This is a genomic window from Nonomuraea africana, assembly GCF_014873535.1.
Classification (GTDB): domain Bacteria; phylum Actinomycetota; class Actinomycetes; order Streptosporangiales; family Streptosporangiaceae; genus Nonomuraea; species Nonomuraea africana.
In genome coordinates this window covers 6,507,781-6,528,496 of the sequence record NZ_JADBEF010000001.1, presented here as the reverse complement: position 1 = coordinate 6,528,496, position 20,716 = coordinate 6,507,781, and the positions used below count along the sequence as shown (strand labels likewise).

The window sequence follows — 20,716 nt, the reverse complement described above, 5'->3', positions numbered from 1 at the left end:
CTCCCTTGCTCGGGCTGGGGCTGTACGGGTAGTCACGGGGTGGGTCTCTGGGGGCTGTGTCGACGTCCCTGAGAGCTTCGAGGGACCTCGGCCCCGCTCCGGCGGGGCGGGGCCGTACGGGTGGTCAGGGCTTCTTGATGGACTCGATGATGGTGCCCAGGCCCTCGGCCCCGCGACCCTCCGCGTCGGCGCGGTCGAACAGGCTCTTCAGCGCGACGGGCAGCGTGACGTCGATCCCCGCCTCCTTGAACGTGCACCACGTGCCCCATCCCCACCGCCTGCATGTGCAGGCTGTTGGCCTCGCCAGGGTAGGACCGCTCCTCGAACTCCGCCGTGAGGTACTTCAGGAACCCCATCGGCCCCTCGCCCGCGATCCCGCCGAACGTCTCCTGCGCGAAGGGAAGCAGCTGGGAAGGCGCCACCCCCGCGCTCTCCGCCAGCGCGCTCGCGTACATGTACGCCGTCAGCCCGGACCAGAACATGAACAGCTGCGACTGGTAGAAGACCATCGCCAGCCCCGGGTCGGCGCCGACGTAGGTGACGTCGCTGATCGCCTTCAACGTCTCGGTGTGGCGGGTGACGACCTCGGAAGGGCCGCTGTAGAAGGTGTAGGCGCCAGGCTGGCCGATGCCGGGCGGCGGGACCATGATGCCTCCGGTGACGAGCACCCCGCCGCGCGCGGCCACCCAGTCCGAGGCCTCGCGCAGGATCGAGGGGGCATCGGAGCTGAGGTTGAACAGCACCTTCCCCTGCAGGTCGACGTCGCCAAGGCTGTCGTACATCGCCTGGTAGTCCAGCTGACTGATCACCAGGAGCTCCCCGGCCTCGGCGGGCGAGGACGCCTCGTGCGCGCCGAGCGCCACCAGCGCGCCCGCCTTGCCAGGTGTCCTGTTCCACACCGTCACCTGGTGGCCCGCCTTCAAGAACATCTCGGCCATCGTCGAGCCCATGGCTCCGAGGCCGATCACAGTCACATGCGTTGTCATGCCCCCAGCCTCGGCGACCGTCCTTCGGGAATGCTTATGGTTGGCTACGGGTCATGCGTTTCGGGGTGCTGGGGCCGCTGGCCGTGTGGACGGACGAGGGCGTCCAGGTGCGGGTGCCCGAGGCGAAGGTGCGCGCCCTGCTGGCCGACCTGCTGGTGCACGAGGGCCGTCCGGTGCCGGTGGACCGGCTGATCGACGACCTCTGGGGCGCGCGTCCCTCCGCCAACCCGGTGGGGACGCTGCAGGCCAGGGTGTCGCAGCTGCGTCGCGCGCTCGGCTCGGCCGACGCGGTGGTGCGCGACCCCTCCGGCTACCGGCTCGCCGGGGCGTGGGTGGACGCGAAGGAGTTCGCCGACCTCCTCGGGCGGGCCCGTGAAGGGTCGCTGGAGGCGCGGGCCGGGCTGCTGTCCGACGCTCTGGCGCTGTGGAGAGGGCCCGCGTACGCCGACCACGCCGACGCGGCCTTCGCCGCTCCCGCCGCCGCCAGACTGGAGGAGGCGCGCCTGACGGCGCTCGAGGACCAGGCGGAGGTACGGCTGGCCCTCGGCGAGCCGGTGGAGCTCGCCGACCTGGTGCGCGAGCACCCCCTGAGGGAGCGGCTGAGGGGACTGCACCTGCGCGCGCTCTACAGGGGCGGACGGCAGAGCGAGGCGCTGGAGAGCTACGCGGAGGTGCGCGCGCTGCTGGCCGACGAGCTGGGGGTGGATCCGAGCAGGGAGCTGGCGGCGCTCTACGAGGCGATCCTGCGCCAGGACCGCTCACTCGACGCCCCGCCCCACGCGCCCCTCCTCACGACCTCAAGACCCGACCGCGACCGACCCGAGCGGGAGCGGCCTGGAACCACAGAGTGGCGGGCGGAAGGGCGGTCTCCGGGCGGGCGATGGGTGAACGGCCGGGAGAGACAGGCCGGGCGCTGCTGAGCACGGTGGCCGGAGGACCGGCGACCCAGGATCCGGGGTTCGAGTCAGGGGTGCGGCTGCCGGTGCCGATGACCGAGCTCATCGGCAGGGACGAGGCCGTGGCCGAGGTGCGCGCGCTCCTCGGCTCCAGCAGGCTCGTCACGCTCACAGGCCCCGGCGGCGTGGGCAAGACGAGGCTCGCCGTGGAGAGCGCCGCGGAGGTGGAGGAGGTCAGGCTGGTCGAGCTGGCCGCGACGGGCGACCCCGTGCAGGCGGTGATCGAGGCGCTGGGCCTGCGCGACGACGGAGTCTCGGCAGGACCCGTCGAACGCCTCGTCACCGCGCTGCGCGACAGACGGCTGCTGCTCGTCATGGACAACTGCGAGCACGTCATCGACCGCGCCGCCGACCTCGTCTCCACGCTCCTGAACGCGGCACGGGGGCTGCGCGTGCTGGCGACCAGCAGGGAGGCGCTGGCCGTACCAGGGGAGCGGGTATGGCCCGTGCCTCCGCTGGAGACCGAGCAGGGCGTACGGCTGTTCGCGGCGCGGGCGGTGGCCGCCGATCCGGGGTTCGCGCTGGACGAGGGCGACGCGAAGACCGTCGCGACCATCGTCGAACGGCTCGACGGGCTGCCGCTGGCCTTGGAGCTGGCGGCCACCAAGGTGCGCGCCCTGGGCCTGCGGGAGCTGGCCGTACGGCTCGACGACAGGTTCAGGGTGCTCGGCGCGGGCAGGAGGGGCGCGCCCGGCCGGCAGCAGACGTTGCGCGCGGTCATCGACTGGAGCTGGGAGCTGCTGTCCGAGGCCGAGCGGGTGGTGCTGCGGCGGCTGGCCGTCCATGCCGACGGGTGCCTGCTGGAGGCCGCCGAACAGGTCTGCGCCGAGCGGGGCGTGGACGTCGTCGCCACGATCGCGCAGCTGGTCGACAGGTCTCTGGTGAGTCCAGGGCCGCGTTACAGGCTGCTGGAGACCGTCAGGGCCTACGGGCTCGAACGGCTGGCGGAGGCGGGCGAGAGCGACGTGCTCAGGGAGCGGCACGCGGCGTACTACACCGATTTGGCCGAGCGGGCCCGGCTGCGCGGTCCCGAGCAGGGGGAGTGGCTGCGCAGGCTCGACGCCGAGGGCGCCAACCTGCGCGTCGCGCTGGAGAGCGAGACTCACGCGCTGCGGCTGGTCAACGCGCTGGGCTGGTACTGGTACCTGCGCGGCAGGCGGGGCGAGGCGAGCGCGGCGATCGCCAGGGCGTTGGCGTCCGGGACGGGCGAGCCGAAGGAGCGGGCGCTGGCGGCCGTCTGGCACGCCGTGATGACGCTGTCCACGGGCGACGAAGCGGAAGCGGTGCCGTACGAGGAGCTGGACGAGGCGGGGCAGGCGTTCGCCGACTGGTTCATGAGCTACGTGCGGTGGGTCTACGGCGACTACATGGTGCACGGGGTGAGGGTGGAGCGGGCGCTGGCCGCCTTCCGCCGGCGGGGCGACAGGTGGGGCGTGGCGGCCGCGCTCTGCGTTCGGGCCAGGCTGGCCCTCATCCACGGCGACCTGGCCGCGATGCGGGAGGACGGCGAGCGCAGCCTCGCTCTCTTCGACGAGCTGGGCGACGGGTGGGGCAGGAGCGAGGCGATGGACACGCTCGGCCTGCTCGCCGAGATCCGCGGCGACTACGGGGAGTCGGCGAGGTTGCGAGGTGAAGGGCTGCGGCTGGCGGAGGAGCTGGGGCTGGAGATCTCCTTCTCCCTGTCGGTGCTGGGCAGGACCGCCCTGCTGATGGGCGAGCACGCCCTGGCCGACGAGTACCACGAGCGGGCGAGAAGGCTGGCGGTCGAGCACTCGTACAAGTCGGCGGAGGAGCACGCGGTGGTCGGGCTCGGCCTCAGCGCGCGGCGACAGGGCAGGCTGGACGAGGCCGAGGCGCTGCTGCGGCCGTGGCTGACCTGGCTGAGGCAGGTGGACGGCCAGCCCGGCGTCGCGCTGATCCTGGCGGAGCTGGGCTTCGCCGCCGAGCAGCGCGGCGACCTGCGGGCGGCGCTGGCGCTGCACAGGGAGGGCTACGAGTCGGCCAGTGCGAGCGGTGACCCCCGAGCGGTGGCGCTGGCGCTGGAGGGCCTCGCGGGCGCGCTGCCCGCCCGTGACGCCGCCCGCCTGCTCGGCACGGCCACCGCCATCAGGCGGTCGGTGGGCGCGCCCCTCCCGAGGGCCGAGCGCGGCGACGTCGACAGGATCGCCGCCAGGGCGCGCGCGGAGCTGGGCGAGCGGGAGTACGACAGGCTCCACGCCTCAGGTGAGGGGGAACTCGGCGAACACCTCCCACGCGCCTTCAGGGGTGGGCCCTGCCAGCAGCCTGCCGCCGAGGGCCTCGACCCTCTCGGCCATGCCGACCAGCCCGAAGCCCCCGCCGAGCCGTGAGAGGCGCGGGTCGGTGGCCGAGCCGTAGTTACGCACGCGCAGCCGTACCGTGCGCTCGTGGAGCCGCAGGTCGACCTCCACCCATCCGGTTCCAGGGGCGTGGCGGCGGACGTTGGTGAGCGACTCCTGCAGCACCCTGTGCAGGGTGGTCATGACCTCGGGCGGGAGCGTGCCGTCGGTGATGCCCTGGCCGACCTCGAAGGAGACGTTGGGCCCCGTGGCGCAGAAGCGCTCGGTCAGCAGGCGCAGGTCGGCGAGGGAGGTGCCGGGCGTGCGGGCCGCCTCGTCCTCCGCGCGGAGCACGGTGACGAGGCGGCGCATCGAGGTGAGCGCCTCGGCCCCCGCGTTGGCGATGGCGTCGAGGGCGGGCGTGACGGCCTCCGGCTTCACCTCGGCGACCGTCCTGGCCGCCTGGGCCTGGACCACGATGCCGGTGATGTGGTGGGCGACCAGGTCGTGCAGCTCCCTGGCCAGCTCCAGGCGTTCGGAGCGCCGTACGGCGTGGACGGCCTCGACGCGGCGCTCCTGCTGGAAACGCAGATAACCGCCGACGCCCGCGGCCATGGCCCAGCCGATGAACAGCACGAAGGAGAAGAGCAGCCCGGCGCTGCCGTAGTCGCGCAGGCCGCCCTCCGCCATGAGCACACCCATCGCCACCAGGCTCAGCGTGGCGGCCTTCCGCACGGGTTCGACGTGCCGCAGGATCCCGATGACCAGGATGAGCAGCGCGCCGCTCTCCGCCGTTCCTGGGACTCCACGGAGGTTGGTCGCGCCGATGAGAAGGGAGACGCCGAGAGACAGGGCCATCAGGACGACGAAGCCCTCGACCCGGTAACGCCTGCGCAGCGCCACCGCCGCGATGCCGACGCCGCCGCACACGGGGACGAGGAACTGCAGCCCTCCCGAGCCGATGGCGACGGCCAGATCGGCCAGCAGCATCATGCTCAGCCAGCCGATCATCGCGATCTCGCTGAGCCGCCTGATCCAGTAGACGAAGCGTTTGTTGTCCCCCACGGCACCCGAGCCTAGGCCGGAAGTCGGACAGCTCATATCAACCATTCGGCCGACCTCCCGGCCCGGAGACCGGTCCTTCAGTCGATTCGGGGACAGGGGCGCGGCGCGCATGCTTGAAGCGTCGAAGGGGATGAGGGAAATGGTCGTTATCGGATTCGTACTCCTGGGTGTCGGGCTCGTCATCAGCGTGCTGCTCGCGCTTGCCGACCCGGTGCTGCTCTCCCGCATCAACGGGGAGTCCGCCGAGGGCGAGAGCGGCCGTCACATCAACGCCGACGTCGTACGGCTGCCCCGGCTCGCCGCCGAGGAGCGCGGCGACAGCAGGGCGGCCTGACACAAGACCCGTCACGGGTGGGCGGTTGGGGGACAAGCCGCACGTGACGACGATGAGGCCCGCGATCGGTTGGGGGACGGATCGCGGGCTTCGCCGTTTTTTCCTGGGCTAGCGTGGGGGGCATGAGCAATGGTTTCGAGACCCTGGCGATTCACGCAGGCCAGGAGCCCGACCCGGTGACCGGCGCGGTCGTTCCACCGATCTACGCCACCTCCACGTACAAGCAGGACGGCGTGGGCGGTCTCCGGGGCGGATATGAGTACAGCCGGTCGGCCAACCCGACGCGGACCGCGTTGGAGGAGGCGCTGGCCGCGGTCGAGGGAGGGGCGAGGGGCATGGCGTTCGCCTCGGGCCTTGCGGCCGAGGACACGCTGTTGCGCACGGTCTGCAAGCCCAACGACCACGTGGTGATCCCGAACGACGCCTACGGCGGCACCTACCGGCTGTTCGCCAAGGTGCACGAGCGCTGGGGGCTGCGCTACGACCCCGTGCCGCTGGGCGACCTCGACGCGGTGGCCGCGGCCATGACGCAGAAGACCAGGATGATCTGGGTCGAGACGCCGACGAACCCGCTGCTCGGCATCGCCGACATCGCCGCGCTGGCCGAGCTGGCGCATGACAACGACGCGCTGCTCGTGGTGGACAACACCTTCGCCTCGCCGTACCTGCAGCAGCCGCTGTCGCTCGGCGCCGACGTGGTGGTGCACTCGACCACCAAGTACGTCGGCGGGCACTCCGACGTGGTCGGCGGCGCGCTGATCGTCGCGGACAAGGGGCTCGGCGACGAGCTGGCCTACCACCAGAACGCCATGGGAGGGGTGGCCGGCCCCTTCGACGCGTGGCTGACGCTGCGCGGGCTGAAGACGCTCGGCGTGCGGATGGACCGGCACTGCGACAACGCCGAGCGCGTGGTCGATCTGCTGCTCGCCCACCCGCGCGTCACCCAGGTGCTCTACCCCGGCCTCGACGAGCACCCCGGCCACGAGATCGCGGCCAAGCAGATGAAGCGCTTCGGCGGCATGGTGTCCTTCCGCGTCGACGGCGGCGAGGAGGAGGCCGTCGCGATCTGCGACAGGACGAAGCTGTTCACACTGGGCGAGTCGCTCGGTGGGGTCGAGTCGCTGATCGAGCACCCCGGCCGGATGACGCACGCCTCGGCGGCGGGCTCGCCCCTCGAGGTGCCCGCCGATCTGGTGCGGCTGTCGGTCGGCATCGAGACGATCGACGACCTGCTCGCCGACCTGACCCAGGCGCTGGGTTAGCTGTCGCCGGGGAAGACCATCAGGAACAGGATCACCAGGTAGATCAGGCCGATCACGCCGCCGATCATCGCGATGCGCGCGTTTTCGACCTTCGCGTCGTCGTCAGGGGTCTCGGACGAGAACGCCCTGACGGCGCCGCGCAGATCGCGCTCGACGAGGAAGAGCAGGACGAGGGCGACGAGGAACAGCGTCATGGACGCGGTCATGTACCAGCGGCCCAGCACGCCGAGGCTCGCGCCGAGCCACACGCCGAAGACCAGCACCCCGAGCGAGCCGATCCCGTAGATCCGGGTCATTCGCTGCAGGGTCTGCAGGACGGCGGCGTTCTTGGAGCGGATCGCGCGCGGCGCGGCCATGATCACCGCGGTGAGCGGTCCGATGGCGAAGATCGCAAAAGCGATGTGCAGCCAGAGCAACGTGCTATTCATGGGGCTGACATTAGTCGTCAGCTGATCGCTCCGGTATTACTCACGACCCGCGGTCTCTACCTCCTTGCGGTCGTGAGGGCAGCTCATGCACAGCTCGAAAGCCGTGATGGCGACGACCATCACGACGATGAGGACAATCATGGCGAGCATGGCTTCCTCCTTCCTCGAATATCGTCCGTAATGACTAGACGCTCTGGCAATGGAATAAGTTCAGCGCCGGTATGGTTGGGATTCTGTTCTCCAGGCACAAGGGGGTGCCGTCGTGGCCGTAAGGCACGTCGAGCCGTACTCACAGGAATGGGTGCGCCAGCCGTTCTCCTACGTCAGTCAGGTCGTCGGCCTGCTCGGCGACGAGGTGGGCGACTGGTGGGAGGGTCCGTGCGACCCGCGTGACGCCACCCTTCGCCTGCGTGACGGCAGTGCCCTGGTCTGGGACGAGGAGAGCGGCTGGCGGCTCGGAGCCTTCGTCTCGGGCGGCCACGGGCAGCACACCGAGCTGGCGGGGGTGCGCTACCTCGGTCACGGGCTGCTGCCCAGGCCCGAGCGGGTGCCGGGAGCGCTGGCCGACGCCCGCGCCGGAGTGGGCTCGAGCTCGGCCTGGCGTCCCTGCTACCGCTCGCACCGCAACTGCCGCGACGGTTTCGACGTCGCGCTCAACTACTACTGCGCGGTGCTCAACGCCTGAGCGTCAGGTCGCTCTTTCCTTCGTGCCGCAGGTCGGGCAGTCGAAGGGGGCGTGCTGGTCATTGGTCGCGTACCTGCATCCTGAGTGATCGACGGTGAGCCTGAGGATGCGCCTGGTGCCCGCGTGGATCGGGCCTGGTGGCGCGCCGGTGGCCGAGGCCCCGCCGTCCTCGTGGTGGATTCCTATCACCACGACGACGAACACGCCCGCCGCCCCGCTCGCGATGATCAGCGCCAGGATGATGGCTGCTTCCAACATGGAGGCCTCCCCTCGGTATGGGGTGGATTTCGGGGGTCGCGGTCCCGAGATGCGGCCTCCTTGCCGCGTCCGTTCTCGCTGGGAATCCTTGGTGTAGGATTCACTTGGGTAAACCCAGTCATACCAATGATTGGTCTCATCCAAACCATCGGAACTCAAAGGGGAGCGATCCGGTGCCGGTTCCGAAGTACCAGCAGCTGGCCGACCGGCTGCGCAAGGCCATCGAGGACGGGCGATGGGGCCCCGGTGACCAGATCCCGACCGAGATCGAGCTCAGGGACTCCTCCGGCTTCTCCGTCAACACCGTGCGGGAAGCCATCCGCCAGCTGGTGAACCAGGAACTGCTCGAGAAGCGCCAGGGCGAGGGCACCTTCGTGCGCCGCAGGCCCGACACCTTCCCCGTGCTGCTGTCGGACGAGGAGGGCAGGCGCGCCGCCGACCTGCCGGGCGACGCCTACGTCTCCTCGGTCCTGCTGCGCGGACGCCGTCCCGAGGTGGGCAGACCCCACGTGGACGTCGTGCAGGCCCGCGCCGACGTGGCCGCCAGGCTCGACGTCAAGGTCGGCGCCAAGGTGGTCACCAGGGTGCAGCAACGCTTCGTGGACGGCACGCCGTGGTCGCTGCAGACCTCCTACTACCCGATGGACATCGCCGACGGCACCGACCTGATCAGGCCAGGTGACATCGAGCGGGGCACGATCAGGCTGCTCGAGGATCTCGGGCACCCGCAGGTCGGCTACACCGACGAGCTGACCGCCCGTATGTCCTACACCGACGAGAGCGCCTTCTTCGGCGTGACGGGCGCGGGAGTGTCCGTCCAGGTGCTGTGGCGCACGGCGTTCGACCCCGCGCGGCCGATCAGGCTCACCGTGACCGTCTACCCCGCCGACCGCAACCGCCTCGTCTACCACATCGGGTCCATCCCGGCGAAGTATCGAGACCGGAGCTGAATGATCCACCTGCGCCAGGCCACGCCGGACGACTTCCCGGAGATCATCGGCCTGATCGAGAACGCCGCGACCTGGCTCGCGGACAAGGACACCGACCAGTGGCAGCGTCCGTGGCCCGACCGAGAGGCCAGGGACGCCAGGGTCATGGGCGGCATCAAGGAGCGCCTGACCTGGGTGGAGGAGCGGGACGGCAGGCTCGCCGCCACCGTCACCCTCACCTCGGCGGTGCAGCGGGAGCTCTGGGCGGAGCACGACCCCGACACCGCCGCCCTCTACCTCCACCGGCTCGTCGTCCACCGCGACCACGCCGGGCACGGCCTGGGCGCCGAGATCATCGACTGGGCCGAGGCGCGAGGGCCCGGCCTGCTGCGCATCGACGTGTGGAAGACGAACGAGTCGCTGCACAAGTACTACCTGCGCCAGGGCTTCGAGTTCGTCGGAATGTCGCGGTTGCCCGGGTACCCCTCGGCGGCCCTCTTCCACAGGAAGATGGTTACAGTGGGGTAAAGCCTCCCCCATTGAAGGGATGAGCATGCGGCCGTACACGCCCGAATGGCTCTCGATGCCTGTCGCCTACGTTGCCGAAGTCGCCCTAGCCGTCGATGCCCTGGAGTGGTGGGACGACCCCTTCGATCCCCGCGACGCCACCATCCTGCTGGTCTCTGGAGCCGCCCTGGTCTGGGACGAGGAGAGCGGATGGCGGCACGGCCGGTTCGTCTCGGGGGAGAAGGGCGTGCGCACGGTGCTCGCCGACCCCCGCTACCTGGGCGGCGGCGTGCTGCCCAGGCCCGCTGACGTTCCGGTCCTGCAGGCCATGGGCGGCAGCCCCGTGCGTCCCCACTACCGCTCGTACCGCGACTACGGAGACGGCCTCGACGAGCGGTTGGCCACCTACACGATCCCCGCGATCGTCTAGCGCGCCCTCCGCAGCCGCAGGAAGTCGCTGACGACGTACTCTCCCAGGCGGTCGGCGCTGGGGGAGAAGACCCTGCCGCCGTTGCGCCGGGCTACCTCGTCGACGAACTCCTTGAGCCGGTCGTCGGCGGCGAGCATGAACACGTTGATCGTGGCTCGCCGCCTGGTCATCTTGTCGACCTCGGAGAGCGTGAGCTCCAGGGTCTCCGGCGAGGGCGGCCACTCGAAGGCGGAGCGGCCGTTGCGCATCAGGTGCGCGGTCGGCTCGCCGTCGGTGACGACCAGCACGACCGGCTCGAAGTCGGGGTGCCTGTCGAGGTGCCTGCCCGCGATGAGCAGCGCGTGGTGCAGGTTCGTGCCCTGCACCATGTCCCAGTCGAGGCCCGCCAGCTCGTCGGGCTGCAGCACCCTGGCGTAGTTGGAGAAGCCGACGATCTGGACGGCGTCCTGCGGGAACTTCGAGGCGACCAGGGCCTGCAGCGCCAGCGCGGTCTGCTTGGCGGCGGCCCAGGTGCCTCTCAGGGCCATCGAGTAGGACAGGTCGACGAGCAGGCACACGGCGGCGGCGCTGCGCCGCTCGGTCTCGCTCACCTCGAAGTCGTCGACGGAGAGCCGGACCCGCGAATGCGGCCTGACGGTGTCCATGCCGCGCTGCCCCGATGCGCGGGCCGGGGTTCCCAGGGAGGACGCTCCAGGCGCGTGAGGGGAGAGCGTTGCGGGGCCCTCTCCGGATGCGCGGGCTGGGGCTTCCTGGGGGGCAGGAACGGATGCGCTGCCCGGGGCTTCCTGGGGGGCGCGAACGGATGCGCTGCCCGGGGTTGCCCGGGGGGCGTGGGGGTGTCCCTCTGCCGGCGGGTCGGCAGGGGCGGTACGGCGGGGCGCGTCGCCTCGGCGGATGCCGTTGACGAGGGTGCGCACGACGTCGATCGGCTGCTCGTCGCCGAAGCGCCAGGACCGGGAGGAGCCCGTGAGCTCACCGGCCGAACCCGCGTCGCGCTGGTCGTGGTCGCCCCTGCGCCCGGCGTCGAGCGAGGCGAACACGCGGCGCAGCGCCGTCTCGCCGAGCCTTCGCACCGCCTTGGGCGTGAGTTCGAGCTTGCCGCGCCGCCTCAGCAGGTACCCCTGCTCCTCCAGCTCGCGCTCGATCCGCTTGAGCGCCTCCAGGTCGTCGACGGCCGAGCGGCCGAGGGCACGCCGGATCGCCGCCTCGTCGATGTCGTCGAGGCGCGCGCCGGGGTAGTCCTGGCGCAGGGCGGCTTCGAGCTGGGTGAGGTCGGCCAGCTCCTCCAGGGCGGTGACCGCGTCGCCCATGCCCATCGGGTCCTCGCCCGTCAGCCGTTCGGGAGTGCCCCACCCCAGGTCGGGACGGCGGGCGTAGAGCGAGTCGCCCAGACGGCGCATCTGCTCCGACAGCCCCGCCTGGTCGAGCGTCTGGTTGATGAGGTTGGTGAGCTCCTCGCGCTGGCGGGGCGTGAGGGAGGCGAGCATCCGCTGGGTGGCCGCCGCCCTGCGGGCGAGGATGTCGACGAGCTCCTCCAGCGTCCTGGGCCGCTCTGGGAACAGGTCGCCATATTGCGACATGAAGGAGTCGAAGTCGGCTTGAGTGTGGTCGCCTCGGGCGTCCCGTTCGAGCATGTCGTTGAGGTCGGACATCATCTGCCTGACCCGCTCCATCGCCGCGGGATCGGGGTTGGCCAGCGCGTCGCGCATGCCCTTGAACTGCGCGTCGAGCACCTCGCGGCGCAACAGGCCGCGCAGCTCCTCGAAGGTCTGCCTGGCCGCCGCCGAGCGCCAGTCGTACGAGCTCAGCTCCTGGATGGCGCTCGCGGTGTCGTCGGGCAGGGTGTCGAGCGCGGACTCCCGCAGCCGGGCGTCGTCCGAAGGGTCGGGGAACAGCTCGGCGCGCTCCTGCCCGATCGCCTTGTCGAGCAGGGAGCGGGCCCTGTCGAGCGTGCCGTCGAGCCTGCCGCGCTCCCGCAGCTCGCGGCGGCGCCGCCGGACCTCCCTGAGCATGTCGTCGAGCCCGCGGCGGTCCTGAGCGCCCGGCAGCCCGCGCTTGAGCAGGTCGCGGAGCGCGTGGACGGGTGTCGACCCCGACAGGATGGCGTCACCCATCTCGTCGAGCGCCGCCCGCACGTCGTACGGCGGGGCAAGCGGGTCAGGCCCGTCGTGGTACTCGCCATAGCGGTAGCCCATGCGCCCACGCTAACCCGGGATCGCCCGTCATGCGTCGCCGTAGACCTCCCACACCTCGATCAGCTCACCGCTGAGCGGGTTGTAGTCGGCCTTGACCAGCACGGGATGCTTCTGAGCCTTCAGCACTCTGGTGAAGTCGGCGGCCGTGCAGGGCTTCTGGCCGAGGCCGTCCTGGGAGGCGTTGACCGGCTTGCCGGTCAGCCAGCCGCTGGAGCACGTGGCGGTCACCCGGTAGAAGCCGATGGCGTGGGTGTAGCCGAGCTTGATCCCCTTGAAGGTGACCGTGGTGTCGTTGACCCGCTTGATCGTGCCGAACGCGCTCTTCGGGGTGCCCCAGTCGGTCAGGAACTCGCTGACCTTGACGGCCTTCGTGCCCGCGTACTCGACCTTGATCGCGGCGGGGCCGCGCTGCAGCGTGAAGGCGAGGTCGGCGGGTGTGCACGTCGTCTTGCCCAGGCCCTTGGCGTCGAGCGCCACCCGGCCCTCGGTCTCCACGAGGTCGCAGGCGACGGTGAGGCGGCGGTAGGCGGACTTGGTGTAGTCGAGCCTGACCTCCTTGGCGCCTGGGACGGCCTTGAGCTTGTAGCGCAGGATCCCGTGCTCCTTGACGAGCGTCGCCTTGGCGGGCGTGACCCGCAGGACGCCCTTGCCGTCGGCCCAGGCGAAGCCGTACGCGACCTTGCCGGCCGCGGTGCCGGCGGAGACCGGCACCGCGGCGGGTGCGGCGGCGGGCGCGGTTGCGGGTACGGCGGTGGGCACGGTGGTGGCCGAGGCGACGCCGGCGGCGCTGAGGGCGGCACAAAGAGAGGCGCTGGCGGTCAGTGCGAGCAGACGCATGATCTCCCCCGGGATTCAGGTGTCACCACTTATGAGAAACGTGCGTGTCAGACCGGCGGTCTCTGCCGCACGTTTCTCATAAGTAGGACGCGGGAGATCGCCTGAATGTTTACGTGCGGTAGGTGGCGACTCCGTCGACGTCGTCCTTGGACAGACGGCGCATCAGGTAGAGACCCTCGAGCGCGAACTCCAGGGCGGCGGCCGCGTGACCGGGCGACTCCTCCCCGGTGCCCATGCCGAGCTTGGACATCACCTTGGCGAGCCCCTCGACGGGTCCGATGCGGCGCAGCAGCTCGCCCGCGGGGACCAGCTCGCCCGACTCCACCTGGGCGCCCGCGGAGAACTTGTCCAGCAGCGGCGTGAGGTCCAGGCCGCCGAGCCTGCCGCGGAAGGTCTCGGCGGTGGCGCGGCGCAGCAGGTGGGCCAGGATCTCGATCTCCCGGCCCTCCTCGCTGACCTCGAACTCCACCTTGCCGCGCAGGCTGGGCACCACCGTGGCCAGGTCGCAGACGCGGGTGACGGCCCGCTCCTCGCCGGCGATCGCGGCCCGCCGTACGGCCGAGGCCGCGGCGGTCTCGGCGGCGGCGATGGAAAAGCGCGCCGACACGCCGGAGCGGGCGTCGACGGCGGTCGACTCGCGGACCAGGCGGGTGAAGCGGGCGATGACCTCGACCAGGTGCTCGGGCACGTCGGCGCCGATGTCGGGCATCGACTCCTGGCGGATGAGCGTGAGCTCGTCCTCGACGGTGAGCGGGTAGTGGGTGCGGACCTCGGCGCCGAATCGGTCCTTCAGCGGGGTGATGATCCGGCCGCGGTTGGTGTAGTCCTCGGGGTTGGCGCTGGCGATGAGCAGGATGTCGAGCGGCAGGCGCAGGTTGTAGCCGCGCACCTGGATGTCGCGCTCCTCCAGGACGTTGAGCAGCGAGACCTGGATGCGTTCGGCCAGGTCGGGCAGCTCGTTGACGGAGAAGACGCCGCGGTTGGTGCGCGGGACCAGGCCGTAGTGGACGGTCTCGGGGTCGCCGAGGGTGCGCCCCTCGGCGATCTTGATCGGGTCGACGTCGCCGATCAGGTCGCCGACCGAGGTGTCGGGCGTGGCGAGCTTCTCGCCGTAGCGCTCGTCGCGGTGCTTCCACGCGACGGGCAGGTCGTCGCCCAGCTCGTCGGCCAGGCGCCGGCACCTGGTGCAGACCGGCTCGTAAGGGTGGTCGTTGATCTCGCATCCCTCGACCACGGGGGTCCACTCGTCGAGCAGGCCGGTGACCGTACGGATGAGCCGGGTCTTGCCCTGGCCGCGCTCGCCCAGCAGGACCAGGTCGTGACCGGCCAGCAGGGCGCGCTCGAGGTGGGGTAGGACGGTGTCGTCGAAGCCCACGATGCCCGGGAAACGCGGCTCGCCCGCGCGGAGCCTGGCGAGCAGGTTCTCGCGGACCTCGGTCTTGACGCTGCGATGAGCGTGACCGCTCTCTCGCAACTCACGGAGAATACGAGGCTGATGCACGGGATCGAGACTACGTCGCCTTTGGGGAATGCGGGAATGTCTTTCGGATTTGACTGATGCGTGACGATAAGGGCGCGTGCTTGTGCTCGCAGTGGGGAGAATCCGCCCGAGGGAAACCACCGACGTGTAAGGGAGGCGAGACACGTGGCGCTGTTGACGAGCCGATTCGCTGACGGCCTCGCCGTGGGATCCGACCTGTGCGCGGCCGCGGAGACGGCCGTACGGCAGGCGCTGGCAGGGCTGAGCGGGCCCGCGGACCTGGTCTGCTTCTTCATCTGCGGTGAGGATCCCGACGACGTGGCCAGGGCGGGACAGCGGGCCATGGAGGTCGCGTCGTCCGCGCACGTGATCGGCTGCAGCGCGACCGGCGTGATCGGCGACGGCCAGGGCGTGGAACTGACGCCTTCGGTGAGCGCGTGGGCCGCGAAGCTCGACGGCGGGCGGCTGACCACGTTCGCGCTGGAGACGCTGAGCGCCGGGGACAAGTTCGTGGTCGTCGGGCTGCCCGAGCGCAGGGCCGACGACCAGGTGGCGATCCTGCTGGCCGACCCCTACACCTTCCCCACCGACGCCTTCGTCGAGCGCTCCTCCGAGGTGCTCGGCGACCTTCCGCTGATCGGCGGCCTGGCCAACGGCCTCGAGGGCAGGGGCTCGGTGCGGCTGTTCGCCGGCGGCGAGGTCTACACCGAGGGCGCCATCGGCGTCCTGCTGGGCGGCGGGGTCAAGGTGAGCACGGTGGTCAGCCAGGGCTGCCGGCCGATCGGGCCGACCATGGTGGTCACCAGCGCGGAGGAGAACCTGCTGCTGGAACTGGCCGGTCAGCCCGCGCTGGCCAGGCTGGAGGACATCGTCAGCGACCTCGACGAGGACGACCGCGAGCTGGTCGCCTCAGGGCTGCAGATCGGCGTGGCGATGGACGAGTACGCCGAGCACCACGAGCGCGGCGACTTCCTCATCCGCGGGGTCATCGGCATCGACCCCGAGCGCGAGGCGGTGGCCATCGGCGACGTGGTCGACGTCGGCAGGAGCGTGCGCTTCCAGGTGCGCGACGCGGCGACCGCCGACGAGGACCTCTACGACCTGCTCGACGCGCACCGCGAGGAACTCGGCAGGGTCGACGGCGCCCTGCTCTTCGCCTGCAACGGCAGGGGCTCGGCGATGTTCGGCAGCGCCGACCACGACGCGGTGGCGCTGCGCGACACGCTCGGCGCGATCGGGATGGCGGGCTTCTTCGCCGCGGGCGAGGTGGGCCCGGTGGCGGGCCACAACCACGTGCACGGCTTCACCGCCTCGATCCTGGTCTTCTCCTCGTGATCCTCGCGATCGACATCGGCGGGACCAAGTTCGCCGCCGGACTGGTCTCCGCCGCCGGGGAGGTCGTGGCGGCCGAGCGGGTGGCGACCCCGAGGGACGGCGGGGCGGAGACGCTGTGGAGGACGCTCACCGACCTGGTCGAGCCGTTCTCGGCCGAGGTCAAGGGCGTCGGTGTCGGCTGCGGAGGCCCGATGGCCTGGCCCGAGGGCGAGGTGTCGCCGCTCAACATGCCGGGCTGGCGCGACTTCCCGCTGCGCGCCAGGCTCGCCGAGCGCTTCCCCTCGGTCCCGGTGCGCGTCCACAACGACGCGATCTGTCTCGCGGTGGCCGAGCACTGGCGCGGGGCGGGCAGGGGCAGCGCCAACATGCTGGGCATGGTCGTGTCCACAGGGGTGGGCGGCGGGCTCATCCTCGGTGACCGGCTGATCGACGGCGGCACCGGCAACGCGGGGCACATCGGGCACGTCGTGGTGGATCCCGAGGGGCCGCCGTGCGGGTGCGGCGGGCACGGCTGCCTGGAGGCCGTCGCCCGCGGGCCGGGGCTCACGGCGTGGGCGCTGGCGCAGGGCTGGATCCCGGCGACGTACGGCGCGGCCGGGGACGCCGGGCCGTACCTGGAGGATCGCGAGGTGACGGCGCGGGACCTCGCCCGCGACGCCGCGATGGGCGACGAGGTCGCGATGGCCGCCATGCGCAGGGCGGGCACCGCCCTCGGCGTGGCGATCGCCTCGGCCACCGCGCTGTGCGACCTCGACCTGGTGACCATCGGCGGCGGGCTGTCGCAGGCGGGCGAGCTGTTGTTCGGCCCGCTGGAGGAGGCGCTGCGCGGGCACGCGCGTCTCGACTTCGCGCGCAGGGTCAGGGTCTGCCCCGCCGAGCTCGGCCAGGACGCGGGCCTCGTCGGCGCGGCCGCTCTCGTCCTGGCCGAGGAGCGCTACTGGAGCGCGGGCTAGCTCGTCGAAGGGCGTCGACCGGCGCCATCCGGCCGGCTCATCGAAGGGCGTCGACCGGCTCCATCCGGGCGGCGCGCAGGGCGGGGTAGAGCCCGGCGAGCAGGCCGACCAAGGCGCCCGCGAGGGGCGCGATCACGGCCAGCCGCACGTCGAGCACGGGTGTCCACTGCTTGGCCGCCGAGACGGCGACGATGGCCACGAGGCCGAGGCTGGCCCCGATCACGCCGCCGGTCAGCCCGGTGAGCGTCGACTCCAGCAGGAACTGGGCGGCGATGTGCCTGCGCGCGGCGCCGAGCGAGCGGCGCAGGCCGATCTCGGCGACGCGTTCCATCACGGTGACGAGGGTGACGTTGGCGATGCCCACCGCGCCCACGACGAGCGACACCAGCCCCAGGATCAGGAACAGCGAGTTGACGTCGTTCTGCACGGCGTCGCGCGCCCTCGTCGGGCTGGGGGGCGCGATGACCTGCAACAGGTCCTCGTTGCCTGGGCTGAGCGCGGTCGGCGCCTGCCTGGCGATCAGTTCGGCGGCGCCGAGGCTGGTGTTGATCAGCACCCTCGTGACGTCCTTGAGCCCGAAGCGCTTGCCGATCGTGGGCGGGACCATGACCGCGGTGCCGAGGTTCTTCTCGCGCTTCATCGCGCCCAGGACACCGATCACGGTGTAGGCGTGCTTGCCGATGAAGACCGCGGGCGCCCGGTCGAGCCGGGTGATCCCGAGCATCGTGGCCGCCTGCTCGCCGACCACCACGACACGGTCCTGGCGGGCGAGGTGTCCTGCGTCGAAGAAGCGGCCCTGGACCATGCTGCCCTTCACCGCCCCCGGGAGGCTGGGACTGGCGGCCACGACGCTCAGCGTCTGGTCGGTGACCCGGGTGGGATCCACGATCTTGTTGGAGCGCACGCTCAGGTTGGCGCTCTTCTTGGTCTCGGCCACGGCGGCGGCCGAGGTGACCCCGCGCAACCTGGTGACCTGGTCGATGGCGTCCCACGCGATCGACGCCTTGGTGCTCTCCGGAACCTCCACGGTGATGGTCGTGGCGGTCAGCTCGTCGAACCTGCCGACGATCTGGTTGCCGGCGGTGGCGGCGATGCCGAGCGTGATGACGAGCGTGGTGATGCCGAGCACGGTGCCCAGCGTGGTGAGAGCGGTCCTGACCGGGCGGGCCAGCATGCCGGCCATGGCCTCGTTCAGCAGGTCGCGGAGGTCCATTACTCCTCCACCAGGACGCCGTCGGTGATCCTGACCCTGCGCTCGGCGCGGTCGCTCACCTCGGTCTCGTGCGTGATGACCACGATCGTCAGCCCCTGCCCTCGCAGCTCGTCGAACAGGTCGAGGACGGCCTCGGTGTTGCGGCTGTCGAGGTTGCCCGTGGGCTCGTCGCACAGCAGCAGGGAGGGGCCGCCCACCAGCGCCCTGGCGATCGCGGCGCGCTGCCGTTCGCCGCCCGAGAGCCGGTCGGGCAGGAAGTCCACCCGATGGGAGAGCCCGACGCGGTCGAGCGCCTCGAGCGCCCTGACCCTGCGGTTCCTGCGCTCAATTTTCCCTGTGCTCATGGTCGCAGCCGCTTCGTGACTCGTTGGCTCGTTCCTCGCTCTCTCCTCCCGAGCTCCTCTGCTCCGGTAGACCTCGGCCAGCATCACGTTCTCCGCCACACTCCGGTGCGCGAGCAGGTGGAAGGACTGGAAGACGAAGCCGATCCTGCTTCCGCGCAGCTTCGTGCGTTCGCCGTCGCGGAGGGTCGTGGTCTCGATGCCGTCGATACGGTAGCTGCCCGAGGTGGGCATGTCGAGCAGGCCGAGCACGTTGAGCAAGGTGGACTTGCCCGACCCCGAGGGGCCGACGATCGCGAGGTAGTCATTCGGCCGCACCTCGAGGAACACGTTGGAGAGCGCTCGCACGGGCGGGTCCGCGGGGAACTCCCTGCTGAGGTTCTCCAGGGCGATGACGGGCTCAGGCACCGCCGACCACCACCCTGTCGCCCTCCTTGAGGTCGCCGGTGACCTCGACCTTGCCGTCGGCGGTGAGTCCCGTGCGCACCTCGACGTCCTTGGTCCGGTCGGGTGCGACCTCGACCTGCACCCTGGCCTTGCCGTCGGCCGCGGTGACGACGGCGGCGACGGGGACGACCAGCACCTCGGTGTCGGTCGCGCCGACCGTCACCTTGGCGGTGACCGCCGTCCCCGAGAGGCCCTTGAGGCCCTTCTCCGACAGCGGGGTGATCAGCACGGGCTCCGAGCTCACGGCCTCGTCGCCCTCGGCGCGCTTGGCCTCCCCGGTGGACAGCGCCGCCTTCTGTCCGAACGCGGTCAACGTGGCCGGGTAGGTCTTGCCCGAGGAGGTCTCGATGACCGCGTCGAGCCCCTCTTTCAGCAGGTCGGCCTCGGACGACTCCACCGAACCCGTGACCACGAAGGACGAGCTGGTGACGGTCGCGATCGCCTTGTCCACGTTCTCTCCCGCCTTGACCCCCGCCTTGTGCAGGCGGGCCGGCAGCTTGGGCAGGAAGACCAGCTCGCCCGGCGGGATCGTGGTGCCGTAGGTCCGCTGGTACTCCGCCATCAGCGACCTGGCGGCGCTGAGATCCTTCTCGGCGTTGGCGACCTTCAGCTTGACCGGCGACAGCGCGCGGGCCTGCCGTAGCGCCTGCGCGGCGGTGGCCGCGGCCTCCTTGGCGTCGCGCACCGCCTTGCCCAGCTCGCTCAGCCGCTTCCCGCGGGCCAGCCGCGCCTCCTCCTCGATGCGCCCGTAGGCCCTGCGCGCGCTCTCCAGGTCGGCCCGCGCGTTGGACACGCGCAGTTCCAGCAGCGCCGTGTCGACGGAGGGCCGCGGTGTGGGGGCGGGCCCAGCGGTGGGCCCTGTGGTGGGCCCTGTGGTGGGCGCTGTGGTCGGCCCTGTGGTGGGCGCGGTGGTGGGCGTGCCGGTGTCGCGCTTGTCGTTCTCCGCCCTGGCGGTGGCGAGGTCCTGCTCGGCCTGCAGCAGCTTCTCCTCCGCCGCGCGCACGGCGACGTCCGCGGCCTCGATCTTGGCGTCGTCGTCCGTGGTGTACCTGCGCTCCTTCGCCTCCCGGTAGGCCTGCTCGGCCGCCTTCAGGTCGGCCTTGGTGTTGCTGAGCTTGAGCTTCAGCGGCAGGACGTCGCTTCCCTGGTCGAGGGCCTTCCGCTCGGTCGCCAGCGTCTCCTGGGCCGTCTGTACGGCCTTGCGCAAGCTGTCGAGCTGCTGCCGCGCCTCGAGGGTGGGCTGTTGGGCCTCGTAGCCCTTCTTGGCGTAGAACCTGGTGACGGCCGCCACGGTGGCCTGGTCGAACACGCCGGTCACCCTCGCGCCGTAGCCGAGTCGGCGCAGCGACCTCTGCAACTGCCTGATGTCCGCGCCCTTGGCGCCGGGCGCGATCGTGCGGTGCATGGGCACCTTGCCGGTCATGGCGAACACCGGCCTGCCGTTGACCTCCATCAGCACCCCGCCCTCCACGACCTTGCCGGGGCGGGGCGCGCGGGTGGCGCGCTGGGTGGTGTCGGAGCCGCCGACCACGCCTGCCAGCGTGACGGGCAGCGGTGAGCCGTACTCCAGGGTGCCGCTGACCGCGATGCTGCTGACCAGCTTGGTGCGCTCCACCGGAGCGGTGATGAGCGAGGGTTTCGGCGGCGTGCGCGAGGCCGCCTCGTCGGCGGGGGAGCGCAGCCGGGTGCTGACGCCCCAGCCGACGCCCGCGGTCGCGATCACGCAGGCCACGGTGCCGATCAGCACCTTGCGGGGGGACTTCACGTCAGAACTCCTT

General features: G+C 71.3%; 19 protein-coding genes and 1 pseudogene. 10 read left to right on the top strand and 10 right to left on the bottom strand.

Features of this window, described 5'->3' with window-relative positions:
- Positions 1-32: 32 nt before the first annotated feature.
- Complete coding sequence (locus H4W81_RS30885) at positions 33-986, bottom strand: NAD(P)-dependent oxidoreductase (protein WP_192778037.1); 954 nt, start codon at positions 984-986, stop codon at positions 33-35.
- Between the two features lie 53 nt (positions 987-1,039).
- Here H4W81_RS30885 and H4W81_RS30880 point away from each other — a divergent pair, with 53 nt between their 5' ends.
- Positions 1,040-1,906, top strand: coding sequence for an AfsR/SARP family transcriptional regulator (locus tag H4W81_RS30880; protein ID WP_192778036.1), 867 nt, complete (start codon positions 1,040-1,042; stop codon positions 1,904-1,906).
- Positions 1,867-2,877, top strand: a pseudogene (locus tag H4W81_RS50350) (ATP-binding protein); the annotation flags it as partial. The gene H4W81_RS30880 and the pseudogene H4W81_RS50350, both read left to right, overlap by 40 nt.
- A gap of 1,284 nt (positions 2,878-4,161) precedes the next feature.
- Here the strand turns inward: H4W81_RS50350 and H4W81_RS30870 are convergent.
- A complete protein-coding gene (locus tag H4W81_RS30870) occupies positions 4,162-5,304 on the bottom strand; it encodes a sensor histidine kinase (protein WP_192778035.1) in 1,143 nt (380 codons plus the stop codon).
- Between the two features lie 139 nt (positions 5,305-5,443).
- Here H4W81_RS30870 and H4W81_RS30865 point away from each other — a divergent pair, with 139 nt between their 5' ends.
- Together H4W81_RS30865 and H4W81_RS30860 are read left to right on the top strand one after the other, a co-directional pair.
- Positions 5,444-5,638 (top strand): hypothetical protein, encoded by a 195-nt coding sequence (locus tag H4W81_RS30865; RefSeq protein WP_192778034.1) that lies wholly within the window; start codon positions 5,444-5,446, stop codon positions 5,636-5,638.
- Between the two features lie 122 nt (positions 5,639-5,760).
- Positions 5,761-6,900, top strand: coding sequence for a cystathionine gamma-synthase (locus tag H4W81_RS30860; RefSeq protein ID WP_192778033.1), 1,140 nt, complete (start codon positions 5,761-5,763; stop codon positions 6,898-6,900).
- Here the strand turns inward: H4W81_RS30860 and H4W81_RS30855 are convergent.
- Entirely contained in the window at positions 6,897-7,328 is a 432-nt protein-coding gene (locus H4W81_RS30855) for a DUF2269 family protein (protein ID WP_192778032.1), read from the bottom strand. The genes H4W81_RS30860 and H4W81_RS30855 overlap by 4 nt on opposite strands.
- Before the next feature lie 262 nt (positions 7,329-7,590).
- Between H4W81_RS30855 and H4W81_RS30850 the strand changes: the two genes are divergently transcribed.
- Positions 7,591-8,013: a DUF6292 family protein gene (locus H4W81_RS30850; protein WP_192778031.1), complete on the top strand. Its 423-nt coding sequence runs from the start codon at positions 7,591-7,593 to the stop codon at positions 8,011-8,013.
- Positions 8,014-8,016: 3 nt separating this feature from the next.
- Here the strand turns inward: H4W81_RS30850 and H4W81_RS30845 are convergent, their stop codons facing one another.
- On the bottom strand, positions 8,017-8,271 hold the full coding sequence (locus tag H4W81_RS30845) for a hypothetical protein (RefSeq protein WP_192778030.1): 255 nt from the start codon (positions 8,269-8,271) through the stop codon (positions 8,017-8,019).
- Between the two features lie 173 nt (positions 8,272-8,444).
- Between H4W81_RS30845 and H4W81_RS30840 the strand changes: the two genes are divergently transcribed.
- The 3 genes from H4W81_RS30840 to H4W81_RS30830 are packed head-to-tail and all read left to right on the top strand — an operon-like array spanning position 8,445 to position 10,137.
- Entirely contained in the window at positions 8,445-9,221 is a 777-nt protein-coding gene (locus tag H4W81_RS30840) for a GntR family transcriptional regulator (RefSeq protein ID WP_192778029.1), read from the top strand.
- The gene (locus H4W81_RS30835) at positions 9,222-9,728 is read left to right on the top strand and encodes a GNAT family N-acetyltransferase (protein ID WP_192778028.1); all 507 of its coding nucleotides are present in this window, start codon (positions 9,222-9,224) and stop codon (positions 9,726-9,728) included.
- 19 nt (positions 9,729-9,747) lie between these two features.
- A complete protein-coding gene (locus H4W81_RS30830; RefSeq protein ID WP_192778027.1) occupies positions 9,748-10,137 on the top strand; it encodes a DUF6292 family protein in 390 nt (129 codons plus the stop codon).
- Here H4W81_RS30830 and H4W81_RS47770 read toward each other — a convergent pair.
- The 3 genes from H4W81_RS47770 to H4W81_RS30810 form a co-directional block, all read right to left on the bottom strand.
- Complete coding sequence (locus H4W81_RS47770) at positions 10,134-12,332, bottom strand: vWA domain-containing protein (protein WP_225958869.1); 2,199 nt, start codon at positions 12,330-12,332, stop codon at positions 10,134-10,136. The genes H4W81_RS30830 and H4W81_RS47770 overlap by 4 nt on opposite strands.
- 27 nt (positions 12,333-12,359) lie before the next feature.
- Complete coding sequence (locus H4W81_RS30815) at positions 12,360-13,169, bottom strand: hypothetical protein (RefSeq protein ID WP_192778026.1); 810 nt, start codon at positions 13,167-13,169, stop codon at positions 12,360-12,362.
- 109 nt (positions 13,170-13,278) lie between these two features.
- On the bottom strand, positions 13,279-14,643 hold the full coding sequence (locus H4W81_RS30810; protein WP_225958868.1) for a sigma 54-interacting transcriptional regulator: 1,365 nt from the start codon (positions 14,641-14,643) through the stop codon (positions 13,279-13,281).
- A 180-nt stretch (positions 14,644-14,823) separates the two neighbouring features.
- Here H4W81_RS30810 and H4W81_RS30805 point away from each other — a divergent pair, with 180 nt between their 5' ends.
- Positions 14,824-15,984, top strand: a complete 1,161-nt coding sequence (locus tag H4W81_RS30805) for an FIST signal transduction protein (protein ID WP_192781142.1) — start codon at positions 14,824-14,826, stop codon at positions 15,982-15,984.
- Positions 15,981-16,937 (top strand): ROK family protein, encoded by a 957-nt coding sequence (locus H4W81_RS30800; RefSeq protein WP_192778024.1) that lies wholly within the window; start codon positions 15,981-15,983, stop codon positions 16,935-16,937. The genes H4W81_RS30805 and H4W81_RS30800 overlap by 4 nt, the downstream gene beginning before the upstream one ends.
- A gap of 37 nt (positions 16,938-16,974) precedes the next feature.
- Here the strand turns inward: H4W81_RS30800 and H4W81_RS30795 are convergent, their stop codons facing one another.
- Genes H4W81_RS30795 through H4W81_RS30785 form a run of 3 tightly spaced genes read right to left on the bottom strand, consistent with a single transcriptional unit; the run spans position 16,975 to position 20,703 of the window.
- Positions 16,975-18,150 carry an ABC transporter permease gene (locus H4W81_RS30795; protein ID WP_192778023.1) on the bottom strand — a complete coding sequence of 392 codons (1,176 nt, stop codon included), beginning with the start codon at positions 18,148-18,150 and terminating at the stop codon, positions 16,975-16,977.
- Positions 18,150-18,899, bottom strand: a complete 750-nt coding sequence (locus H4W81_RS30790) for an ABC transporter ATP-binding protein (protein WP_192778022.1) — start codon at positions 18,897-18,899, stop codon at positions 18,150-18,152. The genes H4W81_RS30795 and H4W81_RS30790 overlap by 1 nt, the downstream gene beginning before the upstream one ends.
- Positions 18,892-20,703, bottom strand: coding sequence for a peptidoglycan-binding protein (locus tag H4W81_RS30785; RefSeq protein ID WP_318782053.1), 1,812 nt, complete (start codon positions 20,701-20,703; stop codon positions 18,892-18,894). Before H4W81_RS30785 ends, H4W81_RS30790 begins: the two co-directional genes overlap by 8 nt.
- Between the last annotated feature and the right edge of the window lie 13 nt (positions 20,704-20,716).